Annotated in this window: 21 protein-coding genes; 17 read left to right on the top strand and 4 right to left on the bottom strand. The window is 72.4% G+C overall.

Annotated elements, in window-relative coordinates; genetic code table 11:
* The 8 genes from ACJ73U_RS14400 to ACJ73U_RS14365 all read left to right on the top strand — a co-directional run.
* Positions 1 to 1,534: non-ribosomal peptide synthetase (locus ACJ73U_RS14400; RefSeq protein WP_407778110.1), on the top strand; the 1,534-nt coding region annotated here is incomplete at its 5' end.
* Entirely contained in the window at positions 1,531 to 2,829 is a 1,299-nt protein-coding gene (locus ACJ73U_RS14395; RefSeq protein ID WP_407778109.1) for an MFS transporter, read from the top strand. The genes ACJ73U_RS14400 and ACJ73U_RS14395, both read left to right, overlap by 4 nt.
* The gene (gene panD / locus ACJ73U_RS14390) at positions 2,741 to 3,157 is read left to right on the top strand and encodes an aspartate 1-decarboxylase (protein ID WP_407778108.1); all 417 of its coding nucleotides are present in this window, start codon (positions 2,741 to 2,743) and stop codon (positions 3,155 to 3,157) included. The genes ACJ73U_RS14395 and panD overlap by 89 nt, the downstream gene beginning before the upstream one ends.
* Positions 3,144 to 4,154 (top strand): 2,3-diaminopropionate biosynthesis protein SbnA, encoded by a 1,011-nt coding sequence (sbnA, locus tag ACJ73U_RS14385; protein WP_407778107.1) that lies wholly within the window; start codon positions 3,144 to 3,146, stop codon positions 4,152 to 4,154. Before panD ends, sbnA begins: the two co-directional genes overlap by 14 nt.
* Positions 4,148 to 5,152, top strand: coding sequence for a 2,3-diaminopropionate biosynthesis protein SbnB (gene sbnB / locus ACJ73U_RS14380; protein ID WP_407778106.1), 1,005 nt, complete (start codon positions 4,148 to 4,150; stop codon positions 5,150 to 5,152). Before sbnA ends, sbnB begins: the two co-directional genes overlap by 7 nt.
* Positions 5,149 to 6,861 carry an amino acid adenylation domain-containing protein gene (locus tag ACJ73U_RS14375; protein ID WP_407778105.1) on the top strand — a complete coding sequence of 571 codons (1,713 nt, stop codon included), beginning with the start codon at positions 5,149 to 5,151 and terminating at the stop codon, positions 6,859 to 6,861. Before sbnB ends, ACJ73U_RS14375 begins: the two co-directional genes overlap by 4 nt.
* Positions 6,858 to 8,159, top strand: coding sequence for a condensation domain-containing protein (locus tag ACJ73U_RS14370; protein WP_407778104.1), 1,302 nt, complete (start codon positions 6,858 to 6,860; stop codon positions 8,157 to 8,159). Before ACJ73U_RS14375 ends, ACJ73U_RS14370 begins: the two co-directional genes overlap by 4 nt.
* Before the next feature lie 60 nt (positions 8,160 to 8,219).
* Positions 8,220 to 8,411 carry a response regulator transcription factor gene (locus ACJ73U_RS14365; protein ID WP_407778103.1) on the top strand — a complete coding sequence of 64 codons (192 nt, stop codon included), beginning with the start codon at positions 8,220 to 8,222 and terminating at the stop codon, positions 8,409 to 8,411.
* A 68-nt stretch (positions 8,412 to 8,479) separates the two neighbouring features.
* Here the strand turns inward: ACJ73U_RS14365 and ACJ73U_RS14360 are convergent, their stop codons facing one another.
* A complete protein-coding gene (locus ACJ73U_RS14360) occupies positions 8,480 to 9,118 on the bottom strand; it encodes a response regulator transcription factor (RefSeq protein ID WP_407778102.1) in 639 nt (212 codons plus the stop codon).
* A 162-nt stretch (positions 9,119 to 9,280) separates the two neighbouring features.
* Here ACJ73U_RS14360 and ACJ73U_RS14355 point away from each other — a divergent pair, with 162 nt between their 5' ends.
* The 5 genes from ACJ73U_RS14355 (at position 9,281) to ACJ73U_RS14335 (ending at position 17,266) form a co-directional block, all read left to right on the top strand.
* Positions 9,281 to 12,298 carry a type 2 lanthipeptide synthetase LanM family protein gene (locus ACJ73U_RS14355; protein ID WP_407778101.1) on the top strand — a complete coding sequence of 1,006 codons (3,018 nt, stop codon included), beginning with the start codon at positions 9,281 to 9,283 and terminating at the stop codon, positions 12,296 to 12,298.
* A 78-nt stretch (positions 12,299 to 12,376) separates the two neighbouring features.
* The gene (locus tag ACJ73U_RS14350; protein WP_407778100.1) at positions 12,377 to 12,592 is read left to right on the top strand and encodes a hypothetical protein; all 216 of its coding nucleotides are present in this window, start codon (positions 12,377 to 12,379) and stop codon (positions 12,590 to 12,592) included.
* A 105-nt stretch (positions 12,593 to 12,697) separates the two neighbouring features.
* Positions 12,698 to 12,916 (top strand): hypothetical protein, encoded by a 219-nt coding sequence (locus tag ACJ73U_RS14345; RefSeq protein WP_407778099.1) that lies wholly within the window; start codon positions 12,698 to 12,700, stop codon positions 12,914 to 12,916.
* A 96-nt stretch (positions 12,917 to 13,012) separates the two neighbouring features.
* Positions 13,013 to 15,931, top strand: coding sequence for a helix-turn-helix transcriptional regulator (locus ACJ73U_RS14340; RefSeq protein ID WP_407778098.1), 2,919 nt, complete (start codon positions 13,013 to 13,015; stop codon positions 15,929 to 15,931).
* Positions 15,932 to 17,266 carry an MGH1-like glycoside hydrolase domain-containing protein gene (locus ACJ73U_RS14335; protein WP_407778097.1) on the top strand — a complete coding sequence of 445 codons (1,335 nt, stop codon included), beginning with the start codon at positions 15,932 to 15,934 and terminating at the stop codon, positions 17,264 to 17,266.
* On the opposite strand, the gene ACJ73U_RS14330 is transcribed toward ACJ73U_RS14335, so the two are convergent.
* Positions 17,253 to 17,750, bottom strand: a complete 498-nt coding sequence (locus tag ACJ73U_RS14330) for an FBP domain-containing protein (protein ID WP_407778096.1) — start codon at positions 17,748 to 17,750, stop codon at positions 17,253 to 17,255. The two genes, ACJ73U_RS14335 and ACJ73U_RS14330, sit on opposite strands and share 14 nt — an antisense overlap.
* 52 nt (positions 17,751 to 17,802) lie before the next feature.
* Between ACJ73U_RS14330 and ACJ73U_RS14325 the strand changes: the two genes are divergently transcribed.
* Together ACJ73U_RS14325 and cutA are read left to right on the top strand one after the other, a co-directional pair.
* The gene (locus tag ACJ73U_RS14325; protein WP_407778095.1) at positions 17,803 to 18,369 is read left to right on the top strand and encodes a TetR/AcrR family transcriptional regulator; all 567 of its coding nucleotides are present in this window, start codon (positions 17,803 to 17,805) and stop codon (positions 18,367 to 18,369) included.
* Positions 18,370 to 18,626: 257 nt separating this feature from the next.
* A complete protein-coding gene (gene cutA / locus ACJ73U_RS14320) occupies positions 18,627 to 18,959 on the top strand; it encodes a divalent-cation tolerance protein CutA (RefSeq protein WP_407778094.1) in 333 nt (110 codons plus the stop codon).
* On the opposite strand, the gene ACJ73U_RS14315 is transcribed toward cutA, so the two are convergent.
* The gene (locus tag ACJ73U_RS14315; RefSeq protein WP_407778093.1) at positions 18,956 to 20,119 is read right to left on the bottom strand and encodes a hypothetical protein; all 1,164 of its coding nucleotides are present in this window, start codon (positions 20,117 to 20,119) and stop codon (positions 18,956 to 18,958) included. The genes cutA and ACJ73U_RS14315 overlap by 4 nt on opposite strands.
* A gap of 264 nt (positions 20,120 to 20,383) precedes the next feature.
* On the opposite strand from ACJ73U_RS14315, the gene ACJ73U_RS14310 reads away from it, so the two are divergent.
* Together ACJ73U_RS14310 and ACJ73U_RS14305 are read left to right on the top strand one after the other, a co-directional pair.
* Positions 20,384 to 21,949 carry an aminotransferase class I/II-fold pyridoxal phosphate-dependent enzyme gene (locus tag ACJ73U_RS14310; RefSeq protein WP_407778092.1) on the top strand — a complete coding sequence of 522 codons (1,566 nt, stop codon included), beginning with the start codon at positions 20,384 to 20,386 and terminating at the stop codon, positions 21,947 to 21,949.
* A 206-nt stretch (positions 21,950 to 22,155) separates the two neighbouring features.
* The gene (locus ACJ73U_RS14305; RefSeq protein WP_407778091.1) at positions 22,156 to 22,554 is read left to right on the top strand and encodes a hypothetical protein; all 399 of its coding nucleotides are present in this window, start codon (positions 22,156 to 22,158) and stop codon (positions 22,552 to 22,554) included.
* 239 nt (positions 22,555 to 22,793) lie between these two features.
* On the opposite strand, the gene ACJ73U_RS14300 is transcribed toward ACJ73U_RS14305, so the two are convergent.
* Positions 22,794 to 23,512: cellulose binding domain-containing protein (locus ACJ73U_RS14300; RefSeq protein ID WP_407778090.1), on the bottom strand; the 719-nt coding region annotated here is incomplete at its 5' end.

Raw genomic sequence — 23,512 nt, 5'->3', positions numbered from 1 at the left:
CGTGCGGCTGGCCCGCGGCGCCGACCTGCTGGTCGCGTTCCTCGCCGTGCTCAGGGCCGGTGCCGCCTACGTGCCGCTGGACCCCGAGCACCCGGCCGGCCGCATCGAGTTCATGCTCGCCGACACCGCCGCCGCCCGCACCGTGGACGCCGACCTGCTGGCCGCCGCGACCGGCCCGACGACCCCGGTGCCGGTGACCCACACGCCCGACGACCTGGCCTACGTGATCTACACGTCGGGTTCGACCGGCACGCCGAAGGGGGTGCTCATCCACCACCGCGGCCTCACCAACTTCCTCGCGTCGGTGGCACGGCGCCCGGGCCTGGCGGCCGGGCAGGCCGTGGTCGGGCTGACCACCGTGTCGTTCGACCCGTCGGTGCTGGAGCTGTTCCTGCCACTGACCGTCGGCGCGCACGTCGTCCTCGCCGACGCCGAACAGGTCCGCGACCCCCACCGGATGGCCGCGCTCATCGACGGCGCGGACGTGCTGCAGGCGACCCCGGTCACGCTGCGGATGCTGCTCGACGAGGGCTGGGCGCCGCCGGCGAAGCTCACCGTCCTGTGCGGCGGCGAGAAGCTGGCGCCGTCACTGGCCACGCGACTCGCCAGCACGGGCGCGACCGTGTGGGACCTGTACGGCCCGACCGAGACCACGGTCTGGGCGACCACGGCCCGGCTCGACGCGCGGGGCCGCGTGGTCGACTGGGCGGCCGAGGCCAACTCGACCGTCCACCTGCTCGACGAACGGCTGGAACCCGTGCCGGTCGGCGTCGTCGGCGAGGTGTACATCGGCGGCACCGGCGTCGCGTGGGGCTACCACGGCCGCCCGGACCTGACCGCGCGCGCGTTCGTCCCGAACCCCTACGGTGCCGGGGATCGGCTGTACCGCACGGGTGACCTCGCACGGCGGCGGCCGGACGGCTCGGTGGAGATCCTCGGACGTGCCGACCACCAGGTGAAGATCCGCGGCCACCGCATCGAGCCGGGCGAGATCGAGGCGGCCCTGCTGGCCCACGGCGGCGTCCGCGCGGCGGTCGTCCACGCCCGCGAGGACCAGCTGGTCGCCTACGTGATCGCCACCGGCACCCCGCCGGCCGCGGACGAGCTGCGCGACCGGCTGCTGCGGACGCTCCCGGACTACATGGTGCCGGCGGCGTTCGTCGCACTGGACGAGTTCCCCCTGACCCCGACGGGCAAGGTCGACCGCAAGGCGCTCCCGGCACCGCGGCAGGACACCGCCGAGCGCACCGCCCCACGCACTCCCGAGGAGCACGCGGTCGCGGCGGCCTGGCGCGAGGTCCTCGACCGCCCGTCGATCGGTATCCACGAGAACTTCTTCGAGGTGGGCGGCCACTCGCTGCTGGCCACCCGCGTGGCGGTCCGCCTCCGCGCCACGCAGGGTGTGGACGTGCCGGTGCGAGCGCTGTTCGACCACGCGACGGTCGCGGCCCTCGCCGCCGCCCTCCCCGGCTACCCGAGGATGGCCGCGGGCTCGGCGATGCCCACCCTCAAGCGCCGGCGAGGTGCCCGGTGACCGCGGCTCGGGAGGCCGTGCGGCCGCTGCGCGAGAACCGCGACTTCCTCCTGCTGTGGTCGGGTTCCGCGGTCTCGATCCTCGGGTCCACCGCGTCCACCGTGGCCTACCCGCTGCTCGTGCTCGCCGTCACCGGGTCGGCCGCCGACGCCGGGCTCACCGGGTTCGTCGCGTTGCTGCCGATGCTGCTCTTCCAGCTGCCCGCGGGCATGCTGGTCGACCGCTGCGACCGGCGGCGCGTCATGATCGTCTGCGACGCGGTCCGGGCCGCCGGGCTCGCGTCCATCGTGGCCGCGCTCTCGTTCGGGCACCTGCACCTCTGGCACATCCTCCTCGTGGGGTTCGTCGAGGGCACGCTGTCGGTCTGCCACGAGCTGGCGGCCGGCGCGGCCGTGCCCAACGTCGTCCACCCGACCCAGATCTCGGCCGCGCTCGCCCGCAACGAGGCCCGGGAGCGGGGCGCCACCATGCTCGGCACCCCGCTCGGCGGCATCCTGTTCGGGTTCGGGCGGGCCGTGCCGTTCGTGCTCGACGCGCTGTCGTACCTGGTCTCGCTCGTCACGCTCCTGTTCATCCGCACGGACTTCCAGGCGCAGCGGTCCACCGAGCGGCCGCACGTCCTCGCCGGTGTGAAATGGCTGTGGCGCAACGCGTTCCTGCGCACGGCCACCTTCCTGGTCGCCGGCAGCAACCTGCTGTTCCGCGCCATGTTCCTCGTCGTGGTGGTCATGGCCAGCGAGAAGGGCGCGTCGGCGGCCGGGATCGGCGTCCTGTTCGGCGTGGCGGGTGGGGCCGGGCTGCTCGGCTCGCTGGCCGCGTCCTGGTGCCAGCGCACGCTGTCCCTGCGAACCACGGTCATCGGCGCGAACTGGCTGTGGGCGCTGCTGATGGTCGTGATCGTGACCACGGACAACTTCCTCGTGCTCGGCCTCGCGTACGCCGGCATGTGGTTCGTGGGTCCACTGTGGAACGTTGCGGTCGCCAGCTACCAGCTGGAGATCACGCCGGACCACCTGCAGGGGCGCGTGCTCGGCGCGGTCGGCATGCTCGCGTTCGGCGCCGTCCCGCTCGGCTCGCTCGCCGGCGGGTACGCACTCGACGCGCTCGGCCCCCACACCGCGGCGCTCGTCCTCACCGGCTGGATGGTCGTGCTGGCCGCGGCCGCCACGTTCTCCCGCGCAGTGCGACAAACTAGGAGGCACAACCGTGTTCCGCACGATGCTCAAGTCCAAGATCCACCGAGCGACCGTGACGCAGGCCGACCTGCACTACGTGGGGTCGCTGACGATCGATGAGGACTTGATGGACGCCGCCGACCTGCTGGCCGGCGAGCAGGTCCACATCGTCGACATCGACAACGGCGCCCGGCTCGAGACGTACGTGATCGCGGGTGAGCGCGGCAGCGGGGTCATCGGCATCAACGGCGCCGCCGCCCGGCTCATCTCCCCCGGCGACCTGGTGATCATCATCAGCTACACGGGCGTTCCCGACGCGGACGCGAAGTCGTTGGTGCCCAAGGTGGTCATGGTAGACGGGGGCAACCAGCAGATCGCGCTCACCAGCGACCCGGCCGAACCGGTGCCGGGCACCAGGACCACGCGGGGCGACCGTGTCGCACACTGACGCCGGCGTGCTCGGCACCATCGGCGGCACCCCGCTCGTCGAGCTGACCGAGCTGGCGCCGGACAGCCCGATCAGGACCTTCGCGAAGCTGGAGACGCACAACCCGGGCGGGTCCATCAAGGACCGCTCCGCGCTCGCCATGCTGCGCGACCGGATCGCCGACGGGCGGCTCGTGCCGGGGCGGTCGGTGGTGGTCGAGTCCAGCTCCGGCAACCTCGGCATCGGCCTCGCGCAGGTGTGCGCCTACCACGGCATCCGCTTCATCTGCGTCGCCGACCCGAGGACCAACGAGCAGAACATCGCGATCATGCGGGCGTTCGGCGCCGAGGTCGAGGTCGTCACGACCACCGACCCGGTCACCGGCGAGTACCTGCCGGCACGGATCCGGCGGGTGCGGGAGCTGGTGGAGCGGCTGCCGCACGCCTACTGCCCGGACCAGTACGGCAACCCGCTCAACCCGCTCGCCCACCGGACCACCATGAGGGAGATCGTCGAGGCGCTGCCCGGCGGGCTCGACTACCTGTTCTGCGCCACGAGCTCGTGCGGCACGCTGCGGGGCTGTGCGGAGTACGTGCGCGCGCACCGGCTGCCGGTGACGGTGGTCGCGGTCGACGCCGCGGGCAGCGCGATCTTCTCTCCACCGAGCGGCCGCCGGCTGTTGCCGGGGCATGGCGCAGCCGTGCGGCCGCGACTCCACCGCGACGGGCTCGCCGACGCGGTCGTGCACGTCGACGACCTCGACTGCGTGGTGGCCTGCCGGCGGCTGGCGATCCGCGAGGCCATCCTCGCCGGGGGTTCCTCCGGCGCGGTGCTCGCCGCGCTCGACCGCATGCGCGACCAGATCCCGGCGGGCGCCACGTGCGCGCTCATCTTCCCGGACCGCGGCGAGCGGTACCTGGACACGATCTACGACGACGAGTGGGTGGCCGGGCACTTCGGCGACGTCGCCCACCTGTGGAAGGAGCCGGAACCGATGGTGGGAGTGGCGGCATGCTGATCCTGGGCGCCGACGAGGTGCGGCAGGTGCTCGACGGCGGGGAGGCGGCCGTGCTCGACGCGGTGCGCGGCGCGTACGTGCAGCACGCGCGGGGCGGGACCGCGGTTCCGCACTCGGTGTTCCTGCGGTTCCCCGGCGACGACCGCAACCGGATCATCGCGCTGCCCGCGTACCTCGCGGGCGAGGAGCCGGTGGCGGGCGTCAAGTGGATCGCGTCGTTCCCCGGCAACATCGCCGAGGGCGGGGACCGGGCGTCCGCCGCGATCATCCTCAACTCGACGCGCACCGGCGCGCCGGAGGCGCTCGTCGAGGGCTCCATCATCTCCGCGCGCCGCACGGCCGCGAGCGCCGCCGTCGCCGCGGCCACCCTGGCCGGCGCGACACCGGACACCGGCATGACGCTCCTCGGGTGCGGTGTCATCAACTTCGAGGTGCTCCGGTTCACGCTCGCCGCACTGTCCGATGTGGACACGGTGACCCTGTTCGACCTGGACGCCGAGCGGGCACGGGTGTTCGCGGCGCGTGTGTCGCAGCGGTGGCCGCACCTGAAGGTCACCGTCGCGGAGCGGGTGGAGGACGCGCTCGCGGCGCACCACCTGGTGTCGATCGCGACCACCGCGACCGTGCCGCACCTGCCGGGCGAGTACCTCCGACCCGGCACGCTGGTGCTGCACGTGTCCCTGCGCGACCTCACGCCGGCGACGGTGCTGGGATCGGTCAACGTCGTGGACGACGCGGACCACGTGTGCCGCGCGGCCACGTCACTGCACCTGGCCGAGCAGGAGGCCGGCCACCGCGACTTCATCGCCGCGGCCATCGGCGACGTGCTGTGCTCGGGACGACGGTTCACCCGTGCCGAGGACCGGCTGACGGTGTTCTCGCCGTTCGGCCTCGGCATGCTGGACCTGGCGCTCGCCGGCCTCGTGCGCCGGGAGGCCCGCCGGCGGGGGCTCGGGACCGAGCTGCCCGGCTTCCTGCCGGCGGGAGCCCGGCCATGACGTCACTGCCCGCCCTGTTCGCGGCGCAGGTCGCGCGGACCCCGGAGGCACCGGCAGTCCGGTTCGCGGGCGCCGAGCTGACCTACGCGCAGCTGGACCGGCGCGCGAACCGCCTCGCCCACCACCTCCTCGCACGCGGTGTCGGCCCCGAGTCCGTCGTCGGCGTCCAGCTCGAACGCGGCGCCGAGCTGGTGGTCGCGCTGCTGGGCATCCACAAGGCGGGCGGCGCGTACCTGCCGCTCGACCCGGACTACCCCGCGGAACGCCTCGCCTACCTGCGCACCGACGCACGCGCCGGCGTGACCGTCACCGCCGAGACCTTCACCGGCCTCGACGGTCCCGACCACGACCCCGGGGTCCACGTCCAGCCGGCGCACCCCGCCTACGTCATCTACACCTCGGGCTCGACCGGCCGCCCCAAGGGCGTGGTGATCGAGCACCGCGGCATCGTCAACCGCCTGCGGTGGATGCAGGACACCTACGCACTCGATGCCACCGACCGGGTGCTGCAGAAGACGCCGTCGTCGTTCGACGTGTCGGTGTGGGAGTTCTTCTGGCCCCTGATGACCGGCGCCACGCTCGTCCTGGCGTGCCCGGGCGGCCACCGCGACCCCGCCTACCTGGCCGAGGTGATCGCCGCCGAGGAGATCACGACCGTCCACTTCGTCCCGTCGATGCTGCGGGCCTTCCTCGCCGAGCCGTTCGGCGCGCTGCCGTCCCTGCGGCGGATGATCTGCTCCGGCGAGGCACTCACCGCCGACCTCGTCACCGGCGTGGCCGGACGAATCGGCTGCGAACTGCACAACCTCTACGGCCCCACCGAGGCCTCCGTCGACGTCACCGCCGTGCAGTGCCACCCCGGCGAGCCGGTCACCATCGGCCGGCCCATCACCAACACCAGGGCCTACGTCGTGGACGGGGACCTGCACCCCGTCGCGGACGGTGAGCTGTGCCTGGCCGGCGTCCAGCTCGCACGCGGCTACCTCGGGCGGCCCGCGCTGACGGCGGAACGGTTCGTGCCCGACCCGTTCGGCGACGGCGACCGGCTGTACCGGACGGGCGACCGCGCCCGCTTCCGCCCCGACGGCACCATCGACTACCTCGGCCGCCTCGACCACCAGGTCAAGATCCGCGGCCACCGCATCGAGCTCGGCGAGGTCGAGGCCGTGCTCACCACACACCCGGCCGTGCGGGCCGGGGTCGTGACCGTGCACCGGCCCGCCGACGGCGAGCCGCGGCTCGTCGCATACCTCGTGCCGGACGGTCGACCCGACCTGTCGGACCTGCGGGCCCACCTGCGCCGGACGCTGCCGGAGCACATGATCCCGGCGCTGTTCCTGTCGCTGTCCACGCTGCCGCTCACGCCGAGCGGCAAGACCGACCGCGCCGCCCTGCCCGCGCCGGACGGCAGCCGCCCCGCGCTCGACGCCGACTACGTGCCGGCGCGCACGGCCACCGAGAGCACGCTCGTGGCGATCTGGGAGGGCGTGCTCGAGACCGCGCCGATCGGCGTGCACGACCCGTTCGTCGAGCTGGGCGGGCAGTCGCTCACGGCGGCGCGGATCTGCGCCCGGGTGCGGCAGCGGTTCGGCGGGCACCTGTCGGCCGGCGACCTGCTGGCCGCGGCGACCGTGGCGCGGATGGCGGAGCTGGTCGCGGCGCCGTCCCGCAGACCCGCGCCGCCGCCCATCGCGAGGCTGGGGTCGTGACCACCGCCGTGGAGACCTTCGCGTTGTCGTTCGCACAGCAGCGGCTGTGGTTCGCGGACCAGCTCGCCCCCGGCAGCCCGGCCTACAACATGTACGAGGCGTACCGACTGCGCGGGCCGCTCGACGTCGACGCGCTGCGGCAGGCGCTCACCGACACCGTGACCCGGCACGAGTCGCTGCGGACCACGTTCCGCGCGCACCGGGGCGAGCCGTACCAGGTGATCGGGCCCGCGGCGCCCGTGCTCGACGTCGTGGCGGTGACCGACCTCGCGGCGGAGGTCGACCGTCGCGTGCGCACGCCGTTCGCGCTCGACAAGGAGCCGCCGCTGCGGACGTCGTTGCTGCGCCCGGCGGACAGCGAAGACGCGGACGACCACGTGCTGCTGGCGGTCGTCCACCACATCGTGTCCGACGAGCAGTCCATGGCGGTGTTCTGGCGGGACCTCTGCGCCGCCTACGCGGCGCGGGCGCAGGGACGGCCGGTCGCGCTGGTGCCGCCGCCGGTCCGGTACGTCGACTACGCGGCCTGGCAACGGAACTGGCTGTCCGGGGACCTGCTCGCCGACGAGCTGGACCACTGGCGCCGCGAGCTTGCCGGCGCGCCGCTCGTGCTGGAGCTGCCCTCGGACAAGACCCGCCCCGCCCGCCTCGACGCGCGCGGGGTCGTGCCGTTCCGGCTGCCCGCCGACGTGCTGGCCGGGGTGCACGTCGTGGGGCGCGCGGCGGGGGCGACGGCGTTCATGACGCTGCTGGCGGCGTTCACCGCGCTGCTGGCCAAGGCCACCGGACGGGACGACGTCGTGGTGGGGACGTTCGCGGCGAACCGCTCGATCGTGGAGGTCGAGGACATCGTCGGGTTGTTCGTGAACACGCTGCCGCTGCGGGTGCGGCTCGGCGAGGACCCGGCGTTCGAGGACCTGCTCGCCACGGTCCGGCTGGCGGCCATGGACGGCATCCGGCACGAGGAGGTGCCGTTCGACCAGGTCGTCACCGCGGTGGGACCGTCACGCGACCTGTCGCGCAACCCCCTGGCGCAGGTGGCGTTCCAGGCGCTGGCCCCGACCGGTGACCGCGTGCGGCTGCCCGGGACCGCGGTCTCCCCGTACGCCGTCGGGCAGTGCGGCGACCCGTTCGACGTGCGGCTGGCGGTGCGCGGCGCCGAGGGTGAGCTGCACTACGCGGCCGAGCTGTTCACCCCGTCCTCGGCGGCGTCGCTCGCGGAGTGGTTCGTGCGGATCGTGACCGCCGCCGTCGCCCGACCGGGGCTGCGCCTCACCCAGTTGCCCGATCGGCCATGACACGAATATGGGGGTGCGGGCCGACTGTCCCACGGGCCCCCGCGATCTAGCGTTGTCCTCATGACACTGACCGAGCGTGAGGTGCGGGTGCTGCGGCTCGTGGCAGACGGGTACGCGAACGTGGACATCGCTCGTCAGATGAACGTCTCGCCACACACGGTGAAGAACACGATCCACGATCTGATGAACCGGCTCCACCTGCGCAACCGGACACACGCCGCCGCGTTCGCCGTCCGCGCCGGCCTCGTCTGACCCCGTACACACCAAGGACGCCTTCCTCACGCAGGGGACGAGGAAGGCGTCCTTCTGTCACGTTCTCCTCAGATGAGGCCCTCGCGGAGGGCGAAGGCCACCGCGTGTGCGCGGTTGCGTAATCGCAGGCGGCTCGTGATGTCGTGGACCACCGAGGTGACCGTGCGGACCGAGTACGCCAGGCGGCGCGCGACCTCCGCCGTCTCGTGGCCGTCCGCCAGCAGGGACAGCACGGCCTTCTCCCGCTCGTCCAGGACCGGGCCGGCAGGGGCGATCAGGGCAGTGGTCCGGGCGGTGGCCAGTGCGGTGGTCAGGGCGATGTCCAGCAGGTCCGGGGGAACGGTGCCGTAGCCGCCGGCCACCGCGAGCAGGGCGGCGCGGAGCCGCTCCGGGGAGGCGTCCTTCCTGCGCAGCACCCCGCCGACGCCGGCCCGGAAGGCACGCATCCCGTCGGCCCCGTCCAGGACCGTCGCCACCAGCAGTACCGGGCGGTCCGCGCGGCGGGCGGTGGCGACGGCGTGGAGCGCGGCGTCGTCGAGGCGGTCGGCGACGACCAGTGCCACCGAGCCGGGTGCTGGGGTGCCGAGGACCGCCAGGTCGGCGAACCCGTGCAGGCAGTTCTCGACACCGGCCTGCAGCAGCGGGTCGCCGGCCTCGACGCGCACCGGGACCGCGCGGTCGTCCGTCACCAGGGCGAGACCTGCCACGATTCGCTCCTCCTCCGCCAAGAACCGGTCGAACGAAGCATCGCTTCGTCAGACGGAAACCGCATGGGCGCGTCACCCCCAACTTTCCAACCACCCGCGCGGTGTGAATCTGGGGGCGTCGCCCCCATGACCCCCACGCTCCGGCGTGGCACAGTCACCGGAGTGACCTTGCCGCCCCACTGGTGGACCGGTGGCCTCGCCATGGCCGACCGGCTCCCCGCGCCCCTCGAGGGCGGCGACGCCACCCGCACGCCGCAGCGATGGCGGGAGAGTCCGGGCGTCACCGCCTGGCTCGACGCCGCCGACCTGGACGAGGGGGACCTCGCCCGGCTGCTCACCGAGCCCGCGCCCGCACTCTCACGTCGCGTGGGCCGCCCTTCCTGGGCGGATGAGGTGAGCGCCGCGGTCGAGGCGGAAGTGGGGCTTGGCGGCGGCACGCCAAGCCCCACGCTCGCCGCGTTCGCCGGCCCGCTGCGCCCCTTCACCGACCGGGTGGCCGCCCGGCTCCGGGAACACGCCGCCCGCCTCGGCGACCTGGTCGACGTCGACGCCGTCCGCGCCACCTTCGCCGAGGACCTCGCGGACCGGCTGGTGCACCTGGCCGCGCGCACGCTCGTGCTGGAGCTGAACGTCGCGCGGGTCTCCGGGCGGCTCACCGGGGCCACCGGCCGCGACCGCTTCGCCGACTTCCTCCGCCGCACCGCCACCGCGGCCGGGCTCGCCGCCCTGTTCGCCGAGTACCCGGTGCTCGCGCGGCTGCTCGCCCAGACCTGCGAGCACACGATCGCCGCGCACACCGAACTCCTCGACCGGCTGGCCGCCGACCGGGCCGCGATCGTTGCCACCCTCCTCGACGGCACGGATCCCGGTCCTGTCAGCCACCTCGACCTCGGTCGGGGTGACCGGCACGGCCGAGGGCGGGCGGTCGCGGTGCTGACGTTCGCCGACGGCAGGAAGATCGTCTACAAGCCCCGGTCGCAGGACCTGCAGCGGCACTTCCGCGAGGTGGTCGGCTGGCTCAACACCCGCGTGCCCGGTCTGGACCTGCGCGCCGCGGCCAGCCTGCCCCGCGACGGCTACGGCTGGGTCGAGTTCATCGCGCACCGGCCGTGCGCGACGGTCGGCGAGGTCGACCGGTTCTACCGCAGGCAGGGCACCCTGCTGGCGCTGCTGTACGCGCTCGACGCCACCGACGTCCACTACGAGAACCTGATCGCCGCCGGTGACCAGCCGGTGCTCGTCGACGTCGAGACCCTGTTCCACCCGGTGATCGACCTGGCCGTGACCACCGGCCCGGACCCGGCGCAGGAGGCGCTGCGGACCTCGGTCACCCGCACCGCGCTGCTGCCGCACCTGCTGGTCGGCGAGCACGGTGCGGTCGACCTGTCGGGGCTCGGCGGCGACGAGGGCGCGGTGTTCCCGTTCGACTCGATCGCCTGGGACGCCAGCGGCACCGACGAGATGCGCCTGGTCCGCCGCCCGGGCCGGGTCAGGGCCGCGGCGAACCGGCCGCGCTTCGCCGGGCGCGACGTGGACCCGGCCGACCACTCCGCCGCGCTGCTCACCGGGTTCCGCGCCGGCTACGACGCGATCGTCGCGGGCCGCGACGAGTTGCTCGACCTCCTGCGCCGCTGCCGGGACGACGAGATCCGCGTCGTGGTCCGCCCCACCCGCGCCTACGCGACGCTGCTCGACGAGGCCACCCACCCCGACCTGCTGCGCGACGGCCTCGACCGCGACCGGCTGTTCGCCGTGCTGTGGGCCGACTCCGCGCACAGCACCGCGCTGCGCCGGCTGGTGCCGCACGAGACCACCGACCTCTGGGCCGGCGACGTGCCGCTGTTCCACGGCCGCCCCGGCTCGCGCGACCTGTGGACCGTCACGGGCGAGCGGCTGCCCGATCTGCTGCCCCGCACGGGGCTGGACGCCGTCATCGACAAGATCACCGCGATGGACGAGGTCGGCCGGGGCGACCAGGAGTGGCTGGTCACGGCCGCGATGGCGACCAGGGGCGCGACCGACGACCACCGCGGCGGCCCGCCCGTGCCCGGTCCAACGCCGACCGCGGTGCCGGACCAGACCCGGCTCCTCGCGGCCGCGGCCGGCATCGCCGACCAGCTCGTCGGCCGGTCGCTGCAGGACGACCTGCGCGCCAACTGGCTCGGCCTCGAACGCGTCGACGGCCGGCACTGGTCGATCATGCCGCTCGGCGCCGGCCTCGGCGACGGGTACACGGGTGTCGCGCTGTTCCTGGCGCAGCTCGGGGAGCTGACCAGCTCTCGCAGGTACCGCGACCTGGCCCGCAAGGCGCTCACGCCGCTCCCCCGGCTGATCGACGCGCTCGCCGCGCGGCCGGACCTGGCACAGGTCGTCGGGCCCGGCGCGTTCGCCGGGCTCGGCGGCATCTGCTACGCCCTGGCCCGGCTGTCCCGGTTGCTCGACGCGCCGGAGCTGCGCGACTGGCTCACCACGGCGGTCGAGGTGCTGCGCACGCTCGACGACGGGCCGGCTGGCATCGCGACCGGGCGGGCCGGCGGGTTGCTCGCAATGCTCGCCGTGCATTCCGAAACGCGAACAGAATCCGCGAACCGGGCGGCGAAGACATTCGCGGCACGGCTCGCCGAGAACGCGAATTCGACGGTCGAGCCGGCGGCCGAACCATTTCCGCCGACCGGGTTCGCCAGTGGCCCGGCCGGTGTCGCCCACGCGCTGCGCCGGTTCGCGGCCACCACCGGCGAGCGGCCCGCCGCCGCGGCGGAGCCGGGACTCGACGTGCCGGACCTCGGCTGGTGCACCGGCCTCGCGGGCCTGCTGCTGGCCGAGTCCGACCGGCTCGCGACCGTGCCGGGCGTCGAGGCGGCGGTAGCCCGGCTCGCCGACCACACGCCGCTGCGCGACGCCAGTCTCTGCCATGGTGAGCTGGGTATTGTCGAGGCCCTGGTGGTGCTCGCCGCGCAGGGCCACGAGCAGGCGCAGGGGGCGGTGGCCCGCGCCGCCGCGCGCACGCTCGGCGCGCTGGACCGGTACGGCCCGCGCTGCGGCACCCCCGGCGGGGTGCCCTCCCCCGGCCTGCTCACCGGTCTCGCCGGCATCGGCTACGGGTTGCTGCGCCTCGCCTTCCCGCGCGAGGTGCCGTCGGTGCTCACGGTCGGAAGCACATTTCCGCCGGAGAGACGCTAACGTTTTCAGCCCGCGGAACTATCTACAGTCGGGCCATGGATAGTTGCAGAAACCATTTCGCGAATGATTGGGAGTGAAATGCGCGACGGAGCGGATCAGATCAGGGCATGGAAGGAAGCCGAGGGAACCGAGGGTGCGGAGCGCGCCACCGGGGAGCACCCGGCCGGCGACGTCCGCCTGCCGATGAGCCGCGGCCACGTGGCGCGGGCCATGGTGCTCGCCGGCATGGTCATCGGGCTGTCCGCGGTGGCCGAGGCCGGCACGTTCCAGGTCGGGACCACGACCGGCCCCTGACCGCGGCACCACCGCACCGGACCTGCGGCGACGACAGCAACGACCACGAAGACGACCACGAAGACGATCACGGCAACGATCATGACGACGATGACGAGGATTGGCATGCGTGAGGGAACAGACCAGGTCAGGGCGTGGAAGGACGGCACGGGCGACGGTGCGGACGGGAACGCGACCGGGGTGCACCCGGCCGGTGACGTCCGCCTGCCGATGAGCCGCGGGCAGGTGGCCAGGACGATGGTGCTCGCCGGACTCGTCGTCGGGCTGTCCGCCGTCTCCCAGCTGGGCACGCTGGAGACCGGCACCGGCACCACCACGCGCTGACCCGCTTCCGGGGATCGGCACGCGAACGATCCCCTTGGTACGGTCGGTGACTGATCGTTCACCCACCATCCACCCCGTCTCGGTAGGGTCAGGGACATGCAGACTCGTGCTCCGCTCGTGGTCGGCCGCGACCGGGAGCTGCGGGTTCTGGACCGCGCGATCGCCGACGCGAAGACGGCGGACGGAACCGCCGTCTTCGTCGTCGGCGAGCCGGGGATCGGCAAGTCTCGCCTGGTCAGGGAGACCGCGGGCCAGGCGTTCGCGGGCGGCACGCGGGTCCTGCGCGGCCGCGGCAGCACCATCGGGCCGACCGTGCCGTTCCGCCCGCTCGCGGAGGCGCTGCTGTCGCTGTTCCGCGGCGGCACCCCGCCCGACGACAAGGAGCTCGGCCCGTACCGTCCCGTGCTCGGCCGGATCGTGCCGGACTGGAGCCGGGGCGAGTCGGCGCCGGACGACGGCTCGCTGGTCGTGCTCGCCGAGGCGGTGCTGCGGCTCACCGCGATCCTCGGCAAGGACGGCGGCTGCCTGCTCGTGCTGGAGGACCTGCACGAGGCGGACGCCGAGACCCTCGCGGTCGTCGAGTACCTGGTCGACAACCTCGCCGCGACGCCGACCGTGCTGGTCGGCACGATCCGCGGCGAGCCGTCGGCCGCACTCGACCTCGCGACCTCCGCGGCGCAGCGCGGCTCGGCCACCCTGCTGGAGTTGCGCAGGCTCGACCTCCCCCAGGTGCGCCAGCTCGTGGCCTCGTGCCTGGAGGTCGAACCGCCGCAGGTGCCCGAGCGGGTCGCGAGCAGGCTGTGGCAGGACAGCGCGGGCAACCCGTTCATGGCCGAGGAGCTGCTGGCCGGCATGGTCGACGGCGGCGTGCTGGTCGGCGGCCCGGACGGCTGGCGCGAGGTCGCCGAGCTGCGCACCGAGGTGCCGCCGACGCTCGTGCGCGGCATCGCCAACCGCATCGACCGATTAGGCCCGCGCGGCCGCATGCTGCTGCAGACCGCGGCCGTGCTCGGGCACCGCTTCCCGCTCTCGGTCGTCCAGCACGTCGCCGACATGGACGACCGGACACTGCTCTCCCACCTGCACGCCGGCGTCGCCGCCCAGCTCGTGACCGCCGACGAGCCCGCGCCCGACTGGTACGCCTTCCAGCACCCGCTCACCGGCGAGGCCCTGCTGACCATGATCACCCCGACCGACCGCGCGGACCTGTCCCGGCGCGCGGCGGACGCCGTCGAGACCCTGCACCCCGGCCTGCCCGGCGAGTGGTGCCAGCTGGTCGCGGCACTGCGCATGCACACCGGCGACACCGCGGGCGCGGCCCGGCTGTTCGCCGAGGCGGGCCGGCGCGCGCTGGCCGACGGCGCGGCCACGTCGGCGATCACCCTGCTGGAGCGGGCGGAGAACCTGCTCAGCGACCACCCGGACACGAACCTGCGTGCCGAGGTACTGGAGTCGCTGCTGTACGCGCTGGCCGAGGCGGGCCGCGCGGAGCGCGCGTTCGAGCTGGCCGAGCGGCTGAACCGGTGGGAGGGCGCGAACCTGCCGCCGTCGCGCCGGGCCGCGCTGCACGTGCGGCTCGCGTACGTCACCAAGGTCACCGGCCAGCGGCAGGAAGGGCTGGCGCAGGTCGCGGCGGCCAGGGCGCTGCTCGGCGAGAACCCCGCCGACGAGGACATCGCGCCGCTCGACGCCGTCGCCGCCGACCTCGCGGTGGAGCTGCCGGGGCGGGACCGCAAGCGGGAGGCGGAGAAGCTCGCGCGCCGGGCCATCGCCGCCGCCGAGCGGGTGCCGCTGCCGGAGATCGCCTGCCAGGCGTGGGTGCTCATCGGCACGATCGCCCGCGACCGCGACCTGGTCGAGTCGAGCGCCTGCTTCGAGCAGTCCCGGCTGCTCGCCGAGGAGCACCGGCTGCCGATCTGGCGCGTGTACGGGGTGTACGAGCAGGCCCGCAACGACTGGCTCTCCGACGGCGACCCCGGCGGGCTGGACCGGGTGCGCCACGAGGCGCTGCGGGTCGGCGCGATCACCCAGTCCTACGTGGTCGACGCGAGCCTGTGCATGCACGAGGTGATGTGCGGGCAGTACGACCAGGCGGCCACGTCGATCGACACGTGCGAGACGGCCACCCGCAGGCTGCGCCTGTCGTACGTGACCATGTACCTGCAGATGACGCGGGCGGTGCTGGCCGCGCACCGCGCCCGGCGCAGGGAGATGGAGGAGGCGCTGGCCGCGTTCCACGGAAGCGGCGGCGAGCAGGCACCCGAGCAGGCGCTGGCGCTGGGCATGGGCGAGGTGTTCTGCGCGCTGCTGGAGGAGGACCACGAGCGGTCCCGCGAGGCGTTCGAACGGTTGCAGCGCAACGAGGAGGACGCGCCGTCGATCTTCTCGCTGTCCGGGCGGCACGGGCTGCGGGTGCTCGTGGACGTGCTGGACGGCTCGCTCGACCCGGCCGGCTTCGCGGAGATCAGCGCGGAGGCGATGGCGGGGATGCGGTGGAACCGGCAGTTCGTGCTGCTGGCCCGCGCGGTCCTGGCCGGGCGCGCCGGCCGGCAGGCCGACGCCGCCGCGGCGGTGGCCGAGTCGCTCGCCGTGTCCGCCCTCTACCCGATGACCCGCCACCTCGGGCTGCGGCTGGTCGCCGAGGCCGCGATCGTCGACGGCTGGGGCGAGCCGGAGACGTGGCTGCGGCAGGCGGAGGAGTACTTCCACCAGGTCGACGTGCCCGCGGTCGCCAGCGCCTGCCGCGCGCTGCTGCGCCAGACCGGTGCCGCGGTGTGGCAGCGCCGATCGGGCACCGACCGGGTGCCGGCGGCACTGCGCGCGCTGGGCGTGACCGCGCGCGAGTACGAGGTCTTCCAGCTGCTGGTGGACCGCGTCGGCAACAAGGCGATCGCCAACCGCCTGCACATCTCGCCGCGGACCGTGGAGAAGCACATCGCGAACCTGGTGACGAAGACGGGCCGCTCCGACCGGGACGCGCTGCACGACTACGCGGCCGCGATGCTGGGTGAATGAGTGATCGCGTTCTCCTCGGGCCTGGATGTCTACGACGCGGCGTACGCGAAGGCCGTGCGGGACGTTGCGGACAGCGTGTCCGGCGGTGCTGGCGGTACGTCCGGTGGTGCGTCTCGCGGTGCGTCCGGCGGTGCCTTCGTGGCCGGGGAGTCGTGGCCGACGGTGTGGGTGCGGGACGCCGCGTACGCCATCGACCTCGGTGCCGGCCTGCTCCACCCGGCGGTGGCCGCCGCGACACTGCGTGGGGTGGCGGCGGACGGGGTGTGGGCGCAGGACCGGTGCGCGCACTTCGGCGGCTGGCCGCGGCTGACCGACGCCGTGGTCGGCGCGGTCGGCGCGTGGGCGTCCTTCGTGGCCACGGGCGACCTGGACTTCCTGCGCTGGAGTCACGAGGTGACGCGCGCGAGCCTGGCGAGGGCCGAGCGCGAGGTGTTCGACGGCCGGCTGTTCCGCGGCTGCGCCAGCTTCATGGAGTCCAACAGCGCCTACCGGCCGCGGTTCGCGTTCCGCGGCCGGGCGGTGGGTGCCACGGCGGCGTTGAGCACCAACGTCCTGCACCACCGCGCCTACACGCTGGCGGGCAGGGCCGCGGCGCTGCTCGGCGAGGACCCGTCGCCGTTCGAGGTCCGGGCGCGTGTCCTCAGCGAGGCGATCAACGAGCGGCTGTGGTCGCCCGAGCGCGGCCGCTACGCGTACCACTCGGACGACCCGGACCGGTGGGAGGGCCTCGGCAACGCGCTCGCGGTCCTGTGGGGCGTCGCCGACGACGACCAGGCCGCGGCGATCTTCCGGGCGCTCACGCCGACCCCGCACGGCCTGCCGTGCCTGTGGCCGCCGTACGCGCTGTGGCGGCCGTGGCTGCTGCGGGACGAGTACTACTACCACAACGGGATGGTGTGGCCGTTCGTCCAGGGCTACTGGGGCTGGGCGGCGGCGAGCCGCGGCGCGGTGGACGTGTTCGCGGCGGAGCTGGCCAGCCTCGCCGGCCTGGCCGGCCGGGCCCCGACCTACCACGAGTTCTACCGCCCGGGCTCGGGCCGGCCGGACGGGTCCGCCCGGCAGCTCTGGAGCGCGGCCGGCTACCTCGCGATGGTCCACCACGGACTCCTCGGCCTCGAGTTCGGCGTGGACGCGATCCGCTTCCGCCCGGTGGTCCCCGCGACCTTCTCGCGGCTGCGGCTGTCCGGCCTGGTCCACCGCGACCTCACCCTGGACCTGACGGTCACCGGCTCGGGTGCCGTGTCCTCGTTCACCGTCGACGGCGTCGCCCAGCGCGACCACGCGATCCCGGCCACGCTGAGCGGACCGCACCGGGTGGCGATCACCCTGCGCTGACCTTGCCGAGGAACGCCGCGAGGTTCGCGGTGGTGCGTTCGATCTTCTCCGGCAGGGCGAGGGACTCCTGGATGCGGCCGCCGAACCCCGCGTCCTTCTTGCCGCGCAGGTAGAGCGAGCAGGCGAGGTCGGTGCACAGGTAGGCGCCCACGGAGTTGCCGAGCTGGCCGCCGCGGCCGGCCTTGCGCGCGGTCATGAGGGACACGCCGCCGCCGGCATGCGTGGTCAGGCAGAGCGTGCACATGGTCCGCCGTGCCTGTCCCGCCGGCGGTGTCGCCCGCCGCAGCGCGACGCCGACCAGTGTCCCGTCGGACTCGGCCACCAGGTAGGCGCGGTCCGGGGCGGCGGGGTCCCGCCAGCCGAGGAAGTCGAGGTCGTCCCACGGCTGGTCGGCCAGGTCCCTGGGCACGGCCAGCCGCTTCGCCTCGCCCTTGGTGCAGTTGACGAAGGAAGAGCGGATGTCGCGTTCGGTCAATGGCCTCATAGGCAGTAGCCTAATATGTCTAGGCAACTACTTATACTTCCCAGGGAGGCACATGGCCCGCGTGGGGTTGTCCACGGAACGCCTGACCAGGGCGGCGGCGGACCTGGCCGACGAGATCGGCTTCGAGCAGGTGACCGTGTCGGCACTGGCCCGCAGGTTCGGCGTCAAGGACGCGAGCCTGTACTCGCACATCCGCAACGCCCAGGACCTGCGGGTCCGGGTGGCGGTACTGGCCCTGGCCGAGCTGGCCGACCGCGCGGCCGACGCACTGGCCGGCCGCGCGGGCAAGCAGGCACTGGTGGCGTTCGCGACCGCCTACCGCGACTACGCGACGCGCCACCCCGGCCGCTACACCGCCGCCCAACTCCGCCTCGACCCACAGACCGCGGCGGCGAGCGCGGCCCGCCGCCACTCCGACATGACGAGAGCCATCCTGCGGGGCTACGACCTGCCCGAGTCCGAACACAACCACGCGGTCCGGTTCCTGCACAGCACCTTCCACGGCTACGTGACCCTGGAACGAACCGGCGGCTTCGACCACTCGGGCGACGTGGAGGCCTCGTGGACCCGGATCCTCGACGTCCTGGACGCGACCCTCAGAACCTGGCCGACGTGCTGAAGGACGCCCGAGCCGGAGGCGCCGGTCGGCAAGGGCACGTGGGAAGCGATCATCACCGAGGATGAGCGTGTTGGCGCTACTGCTGAAACGGCGGGCCAGGCGTAGATCGCGCGCTCCCCGTATGGCCACGTGGGAGACGGGCCGGGCAAGTAACCCACTGTCGTGGGTGTCATCGTCGGCGGACTCGTGTTTGGCCTATGCACGGCCATCGAGCCGGGCAACAGTCGACAGTCGACGCGTCGCCTACGCTTGGTTGGATGGTTGACCACTACATCGTGACAACAGCGACTCCCGACCGCGCAACCGCCGCTCGCCTGGCGGCATCGGCGGTGCAAGCGAGACTCGCGGCCACCGCGCAGGTCCACGGCCCTGTGACGTCGTTCTGGTGGCATCTCGGCGAACAGGGCGAGGGCGAGGAGTGGGTTGCGATCTTCAAGACCACGAGCGTCCGCTACGTGGAGCTTGAGTCGCACCTGGTCGCCGAGCACACCTGGGACAACCCGGAGGTGACGGCGGTGAAGATCGAGGCCGCGTCGGCTGGCTACCTCACGTGGCTGGAGAAGACCACGAGCGTGGATGGCGAGGGTTAGCGGCGGATCCGGTCGAGTGCGAGCGAGACCTCGGGAACGGCGCGGTGCCGGGCGAGTTGGCGGGCCACTTTGGCGATGCGGCCAGCGGGCCGTACGGAGGCCACACCAATGGACAGGTCGTGGGCACGGATCAGGGTGGCGGCAGCCTGCTCGACCTCACGGGCCTGGAGGTAGGAGCTGGCCAGCCAGGTGAGGTAGAGCGCCTTGTCGCGGCCATGGGTGTCATCGAAGCCGGCCAGGACCTGTTCGAGCACGGGCACGGCGCGCAGCGGTTGACGAAGCTCGGTCCAACACCGGCCGGCCATGATGTCGATCTCCTGTTCATTGACCCAGAACACCCAGTCCGGCTCGGGTCGGTGGTCGACGCGTTGGAGGGCCTCTCGCGCCTGCGCGAGTGCGGTGTCAGCTTGTTGGGCGTCGCCGACTGCGGCGTGGGCAAATGCCTTTCGTTCGAGAAGCAGCGTCTCGACCCGCGGGGTGGCCACATCGCGAGCGGCATCGTGTGAGGCTTGGGCTGTACCGGCTCCATTGCGGTTGGTGGCGGTCTCCTGGTACGCCACGAACGCCAGCGCGTTGCCGGCCAGCGCAGCGTTGTCGGCCTCTCGGGCGGCGGTCAAGCTGTCCATGTAGTGCTGCCGGGCTTGTGCGTGGAGCCCAGCGTCGAATGCTGCCCAGCCGGCCAACTGGTGTTGCTCACCGAGCAGCGAGCGCAGCCTCCGACCGCCCTCCTGGGAGTATCGGGCGTTGGCGAACAGGCTCTCTGTCGTGGTGACCTGGGTGGCGTAGAGGTGATAGGTATCGGCACCACCAAGGACGTCGTCGAGTCGACGTAAGCGTGCAGTTTGCCGGTACAGACAGTCGATATCGGACAACCCGAGTTGACCGCGCCGCGGTAGTTCGACAAGCCCAACGGCCGGCACCGCGAGGCCAGCGAGGGTGCCGAGAAATTGCCGCCGCCGCACCGAATCGCCCTCCTCTTGCTGTTGGTCGCGTCGCCGCTTCGCCTTCGTAGCCCCGACTGCTCCCCGGAGCACGTCCACCGGGACACCGAACGACGTGGCAAAGTGACCCTGCCAGAACGGCGTGAGCAGGCGACGTTCGGCCTCCCAGCGTGATACCTCGTTGCGGGTGACGGCTCGCCCAGCGAGGCCGGACAGCATATCCGCTTGCTCGGACTGCGACCTGCCTGCTTCCTCCCGTAGAGCACGCAGCGTCGGCCCTATGGTCTGGTCACCCTTCCCAAGCATTCTGGCCACCTCGTCTGGTCACCCCCGTGGAATGGCCCCTCGCGGGGTTCCTCCGGCCGCGGCGTACTGCCAGTTGACTAGGCCCATGATGGTGTATCGAGGCGCTTCCCGCTTCGGCCCTCCGACCGCTATGTCCACCGGTCAATTCGTCGGCACGTCATGAGAGGAGCAGGCTCGTTGCTACAAGACTGCTTCGATGACCTCTACACCGCCGTATACGCGTTGATTGACGACGCGAAGACGGCGTACCGGGTGGAGAAGCTGTACAAGGGTTCCCACGGCTCCCCCAACCCGCACGAGATCGTGACGGACTTCGGCTCCTGGTTCTTCGACCGTCGCCGCGGGTTGTTGGGATATGCCTGCGAGAAGAGTCGACCGGCAGCCACCAGGCACACTCTCGATGATCTTGCCGAGTTCGACCGAGCCCACGAACCGCGAGTCTCGACGGTCGAAGCGTTCAGACTCCTCGCCGAGAACCAGCGCCAGGATGGCGAGAGGCATGACGACTATCTGAACTACGTTGCGGACCGCGAGCATCAGCTCGGCGCGTATCGGGGCGGGTCGTCCGGCTTCGACGACGAAGCGCGAGCGTTCGCGTGTGCCCACTTCCGCCAGCTCGGCATCCCGTCCGACCTCGACGACGTGATGACCTTCTCCGGTGGAGCGAAGGGAGTGTTTCTCGCTTGTTGCGCGGCGATCATGTGCCATCGGAGGTTCGAGGAACTGCACCACAGCGGCGGCGTGATCCTCGCTCCCAGCGGCTACTACCAGTCGCTACGGCTCCTGCCGCCGGTCTTCGGCGGAACCATTCACGTCGAGAACGAGCTGACCGGCAAGACCGTCGCCGACTGGCTGACCGACATGGCGCGTACACCGGGGCGGCTGATCTATGTACCCCTGGTCAACAACCTGGACGGTCGGGTGCTGAGCCGCGACCGCGCCCACGACATCGCCGCCGCGATCGTCGATCACAACCTGGAGCACCCCGACAATCCCGCCTATGTCGTCGGCGACGACGTCTACGTGGGCTCCTACCTTCATGACGGTATCGACGCCCTGCCCATCGGCGCGGTCCCAGACCTCGCCCCGTGGTGCATCTCGGTCGTCACCCCATCCAAGACGTTCACCCTGCCCACCGGCCGAGTCGCCTTCGCCACCACAAGGAACCCAGCCATCCGCAAGGCCCTGGCGCACTACCGGACCGTGTTCTCCCACGGCCGGGTGCCCCAGTCCAACGAGCTGATCAGCGCCGCCGCGATCTGCCTCACCCCACCAAGTTGGGTGAACCGGTGGAACGACTGGAACCGCGAACAGCTCCATTATTTCGCCAGCGAGATCAACACCCTGAACACCACGCTGGGCCGAGCGACCTACCACCTCGACCTGCCCGAAGGCGGCTGGTACCTGCCCATACGCATCGATCGGAGCCTGTTCGGTGACCGAGTCCAGAGCAGCGTCGACGCGCTCGCGGTCCTGCTCTACTACGGTGGCGACGACCGGCAGACCGGAGTGGCCATGTTGCCCGGCGAACTGTTCGGCCGCGACAGCGACGATGGCTGGTACACGCTGCGGGCGAACATGGCCGTGGACACCGGCACGATCGTGCGGACCGTTCAGCGCCTCCATGACGCCGCGTTCGCGATGCGCGGTAGCCGCCGCGAGAAGATCATCGACTACGCCCTGAACCGCGCCCGCCGTGTCGTGCCCGACCTCGACCAAACCATGGCCAACCGGCGGTACTAGCCCGATCGGACCGGCGTGGCGCGACCTGAACTGTCGGTGCCTTGCGCTACCTTTCACCCCCACATCTAGTAGTTACAAGCATATAAGACACCACCAGTTGTGCATGGAGGACGGGCCCGATGAACCACCCACCTACCCGCGAACGGCTGCCACGACGTCGCCACGGCGTCACCCACTCGGTTGAGGTCAACGGCGCCTCGGTGTTCATGACCACCAACCAGTTCGCAGACGGCCGACCCGGCGAAGTGTTCGCCAAGTGGGGCAAGGAGGGCTCGACCTCGGGCGGCCTGATGGACGCGTTCTCCATCATGCTGTCGCTCGCCCTGCAGTACGGCGTGCCCGCCGAGGTGATCGTGTCCAAGCTCAAAGACATGCGGTTCGAACCACTGGGCATGACCGACGACCCCGAGATCCGCGAAGCCTCCAGCATCATGGACTGGATAGCCCGACGCATCGCGCTCGATCACCTGCCCTTCGAGACCCGCAAGGAACTCGACGTCCTCACCGCCAAAGAAGCAACTGCCCTACCGGCCGACGCCTTCGCGCCCACACCACTGGCCCGCCGTGAACCACCGGCTGCGCCGACGACCATTCGCAGTGCGTAGCGGACCACCACACGCGCCGCGAGCGACTGGTCTCAGGTGACCCAAACGCTTATGCGTTGGGTTCGCCTGGGTCGACTGCCTCATCCTGGGAGGCCCTGTTGTCGAGGCCGAAGCGGCCAGGGACCGACATGTCTGGTTCGGCCCGCTTCGACAGTTAGAACTAACATCAAACGCCCCGGCCAGCGGAAGTCGATGTGCCCAAGAGCGAACTTGACGAAGGCGTCCTTCGGGTGGTCGGGCTAGGCGACGGAGCAGGTCTGGGTCGCGCCCGAGCCGGTTCCGGTGCCCTGGTAGCCGAACTCGACCGACTGCCCCGGGGCGACGGCGCCGTTGAAGCCGACGTTGGTGAACTGGACCGTGCCGGTGTCGGCGCTGCGGTTGGCGTTCCAGCCGCTGGTGATGGTGGTGTCCGGCGGCAGGGCGGCGGTCACCGTCCAGCCGGTGACCGCCGCGGCGCCGGCGGTCACCCGCACCGTGGTGACGAAACCACCCGTCCACTGGTTGACCGACGCCGTCACCGTGCAGCCACCCGTGACCGGCGGCGGGTCGGCCGGTGGCGGGTCGGCCGGGGCGCCGGAGGTCAGGGTCGGGGTCGTCCAGTCGCGCCAGTCGGCCAGGTTGCCGGACTTGCTACCGGAGATCCGGAAGACGCCGGCCGTGTTGCCGGTCCGCAGCAGGAACTTCTGGATGTTCTGCTGCAGCGGCGTCCGCCATTCCGACCGGGTGGCGCAGTGGGTGCCGTCCTGGACGTCGGACCAGTAGGAGATGTTGGCGCCGGCGCCGAGTGCCTTGTAGACCTCGGCCCCGCCGAGCGCGGCGACACTGCCCGAGCGCGCGGCCAGCCAGTCGATGTGCGGGTTCTCCATGATGAACAGCCCGCGCGGCGCGATCATCGCCACCGTCTCGTGCTGGTCCACCGGCAGCGTGTTGGGGTTGCCGGTGAACGAGCTGAACGCGT

The sequence above is a fragment of the Actinophytocola sp. genome (genome assembly GCF_045807065.1).
GTDB lineage: Bacteria > Actinomycetota > Actinomycetes > Mycobacteriales > Pseudonocardiaceae > Actinophytocola.
The sequence above is the reverse complement of the archived record's forward strand: the minus strand, read 5'-3'. Positions and strand labels throughout refer to the sequence as shown.

Bases quoted from the DNA above. Each gene is read 5' to 3' on its own strand.
- ACJ73U_RS14375 (WP_407778105.1), top strand. From the start codon at position 5,149: ATGACGTCACTGCCCGCCCTGTTCGCGGCGCAGGTCGCGCGGACCCCG.
- sbnB (WP_407778106.1), top strand. From the start codon at position 4,148: ATGCTGATCCTGGGCGCCGACGAGGTGCGGCAGGTGCTCGACGGCGGG.
- ACJ73U_RS14325 (WP_407778095.1), top strand. From the start codon at position 17,803: ATGGCCCGCGTGGGGTTGTCCACGGAACGCCTGACCAGGGCGGCGGCG.
- cutA (WP_407778094.1), top strand. From the start codon at position 18,627: ATGGTTGACCACTACATCGTGACAACAGCGACTCCCGACCGCGCAACC.
- ACJ73U_RS14315 (WP_407778093.1), bottom strand. From the start codon at position 20,119: ATGCTGTCCGGCCTCGCTGGGCGAGCCGTCACCCGCAACGAGGTATCA.
- ACJ73U_RS14305 (WP_407778091.1), top strand. From the start codon at position 22,156: ATGACCACCAACCAGTTCGCAGACGGCCGACCCGGCGAAGTGTTCGCC.
- ACJ73U_RS14340 (WP_407778098.1), top strand. From the start codon at position 13,013: ATGCAGACTCGTGCTCCGCTCGTGGTCGGCCGCGACCGGGAGCTGCGG.
- ACJ73U_RS14350 (WP_407778100.1), top strand. From the start codon at position 12,377: ATGCGCGACGGAGCGGATCAGATCAGGGCATGGAAGGAAGCCGAGGGA.
- ACJ73U_RS14365 (WP_407778103.1), top strand. From the start codon at position 8,220: ATGACACTGACCGAGCGTGAGGTGCGGGTGCTGCGGCTCGTGGCAGAC.
- ACJ73U_RS14345 (WP_407778099.1), top strand. From the start codon at position 12,698: ATGCGTGAGGGAACAGACCAGGTCAGGGCGTGGAAGGACGGCACGGGC.
- ACJ73U_RS14330 (WP_407778096.1), bottom strand. From the start codon at position 17,750: ATGAGGCCATTGACCGAACGCGACATCCGCTCTTCCTTCGTCAACTGC.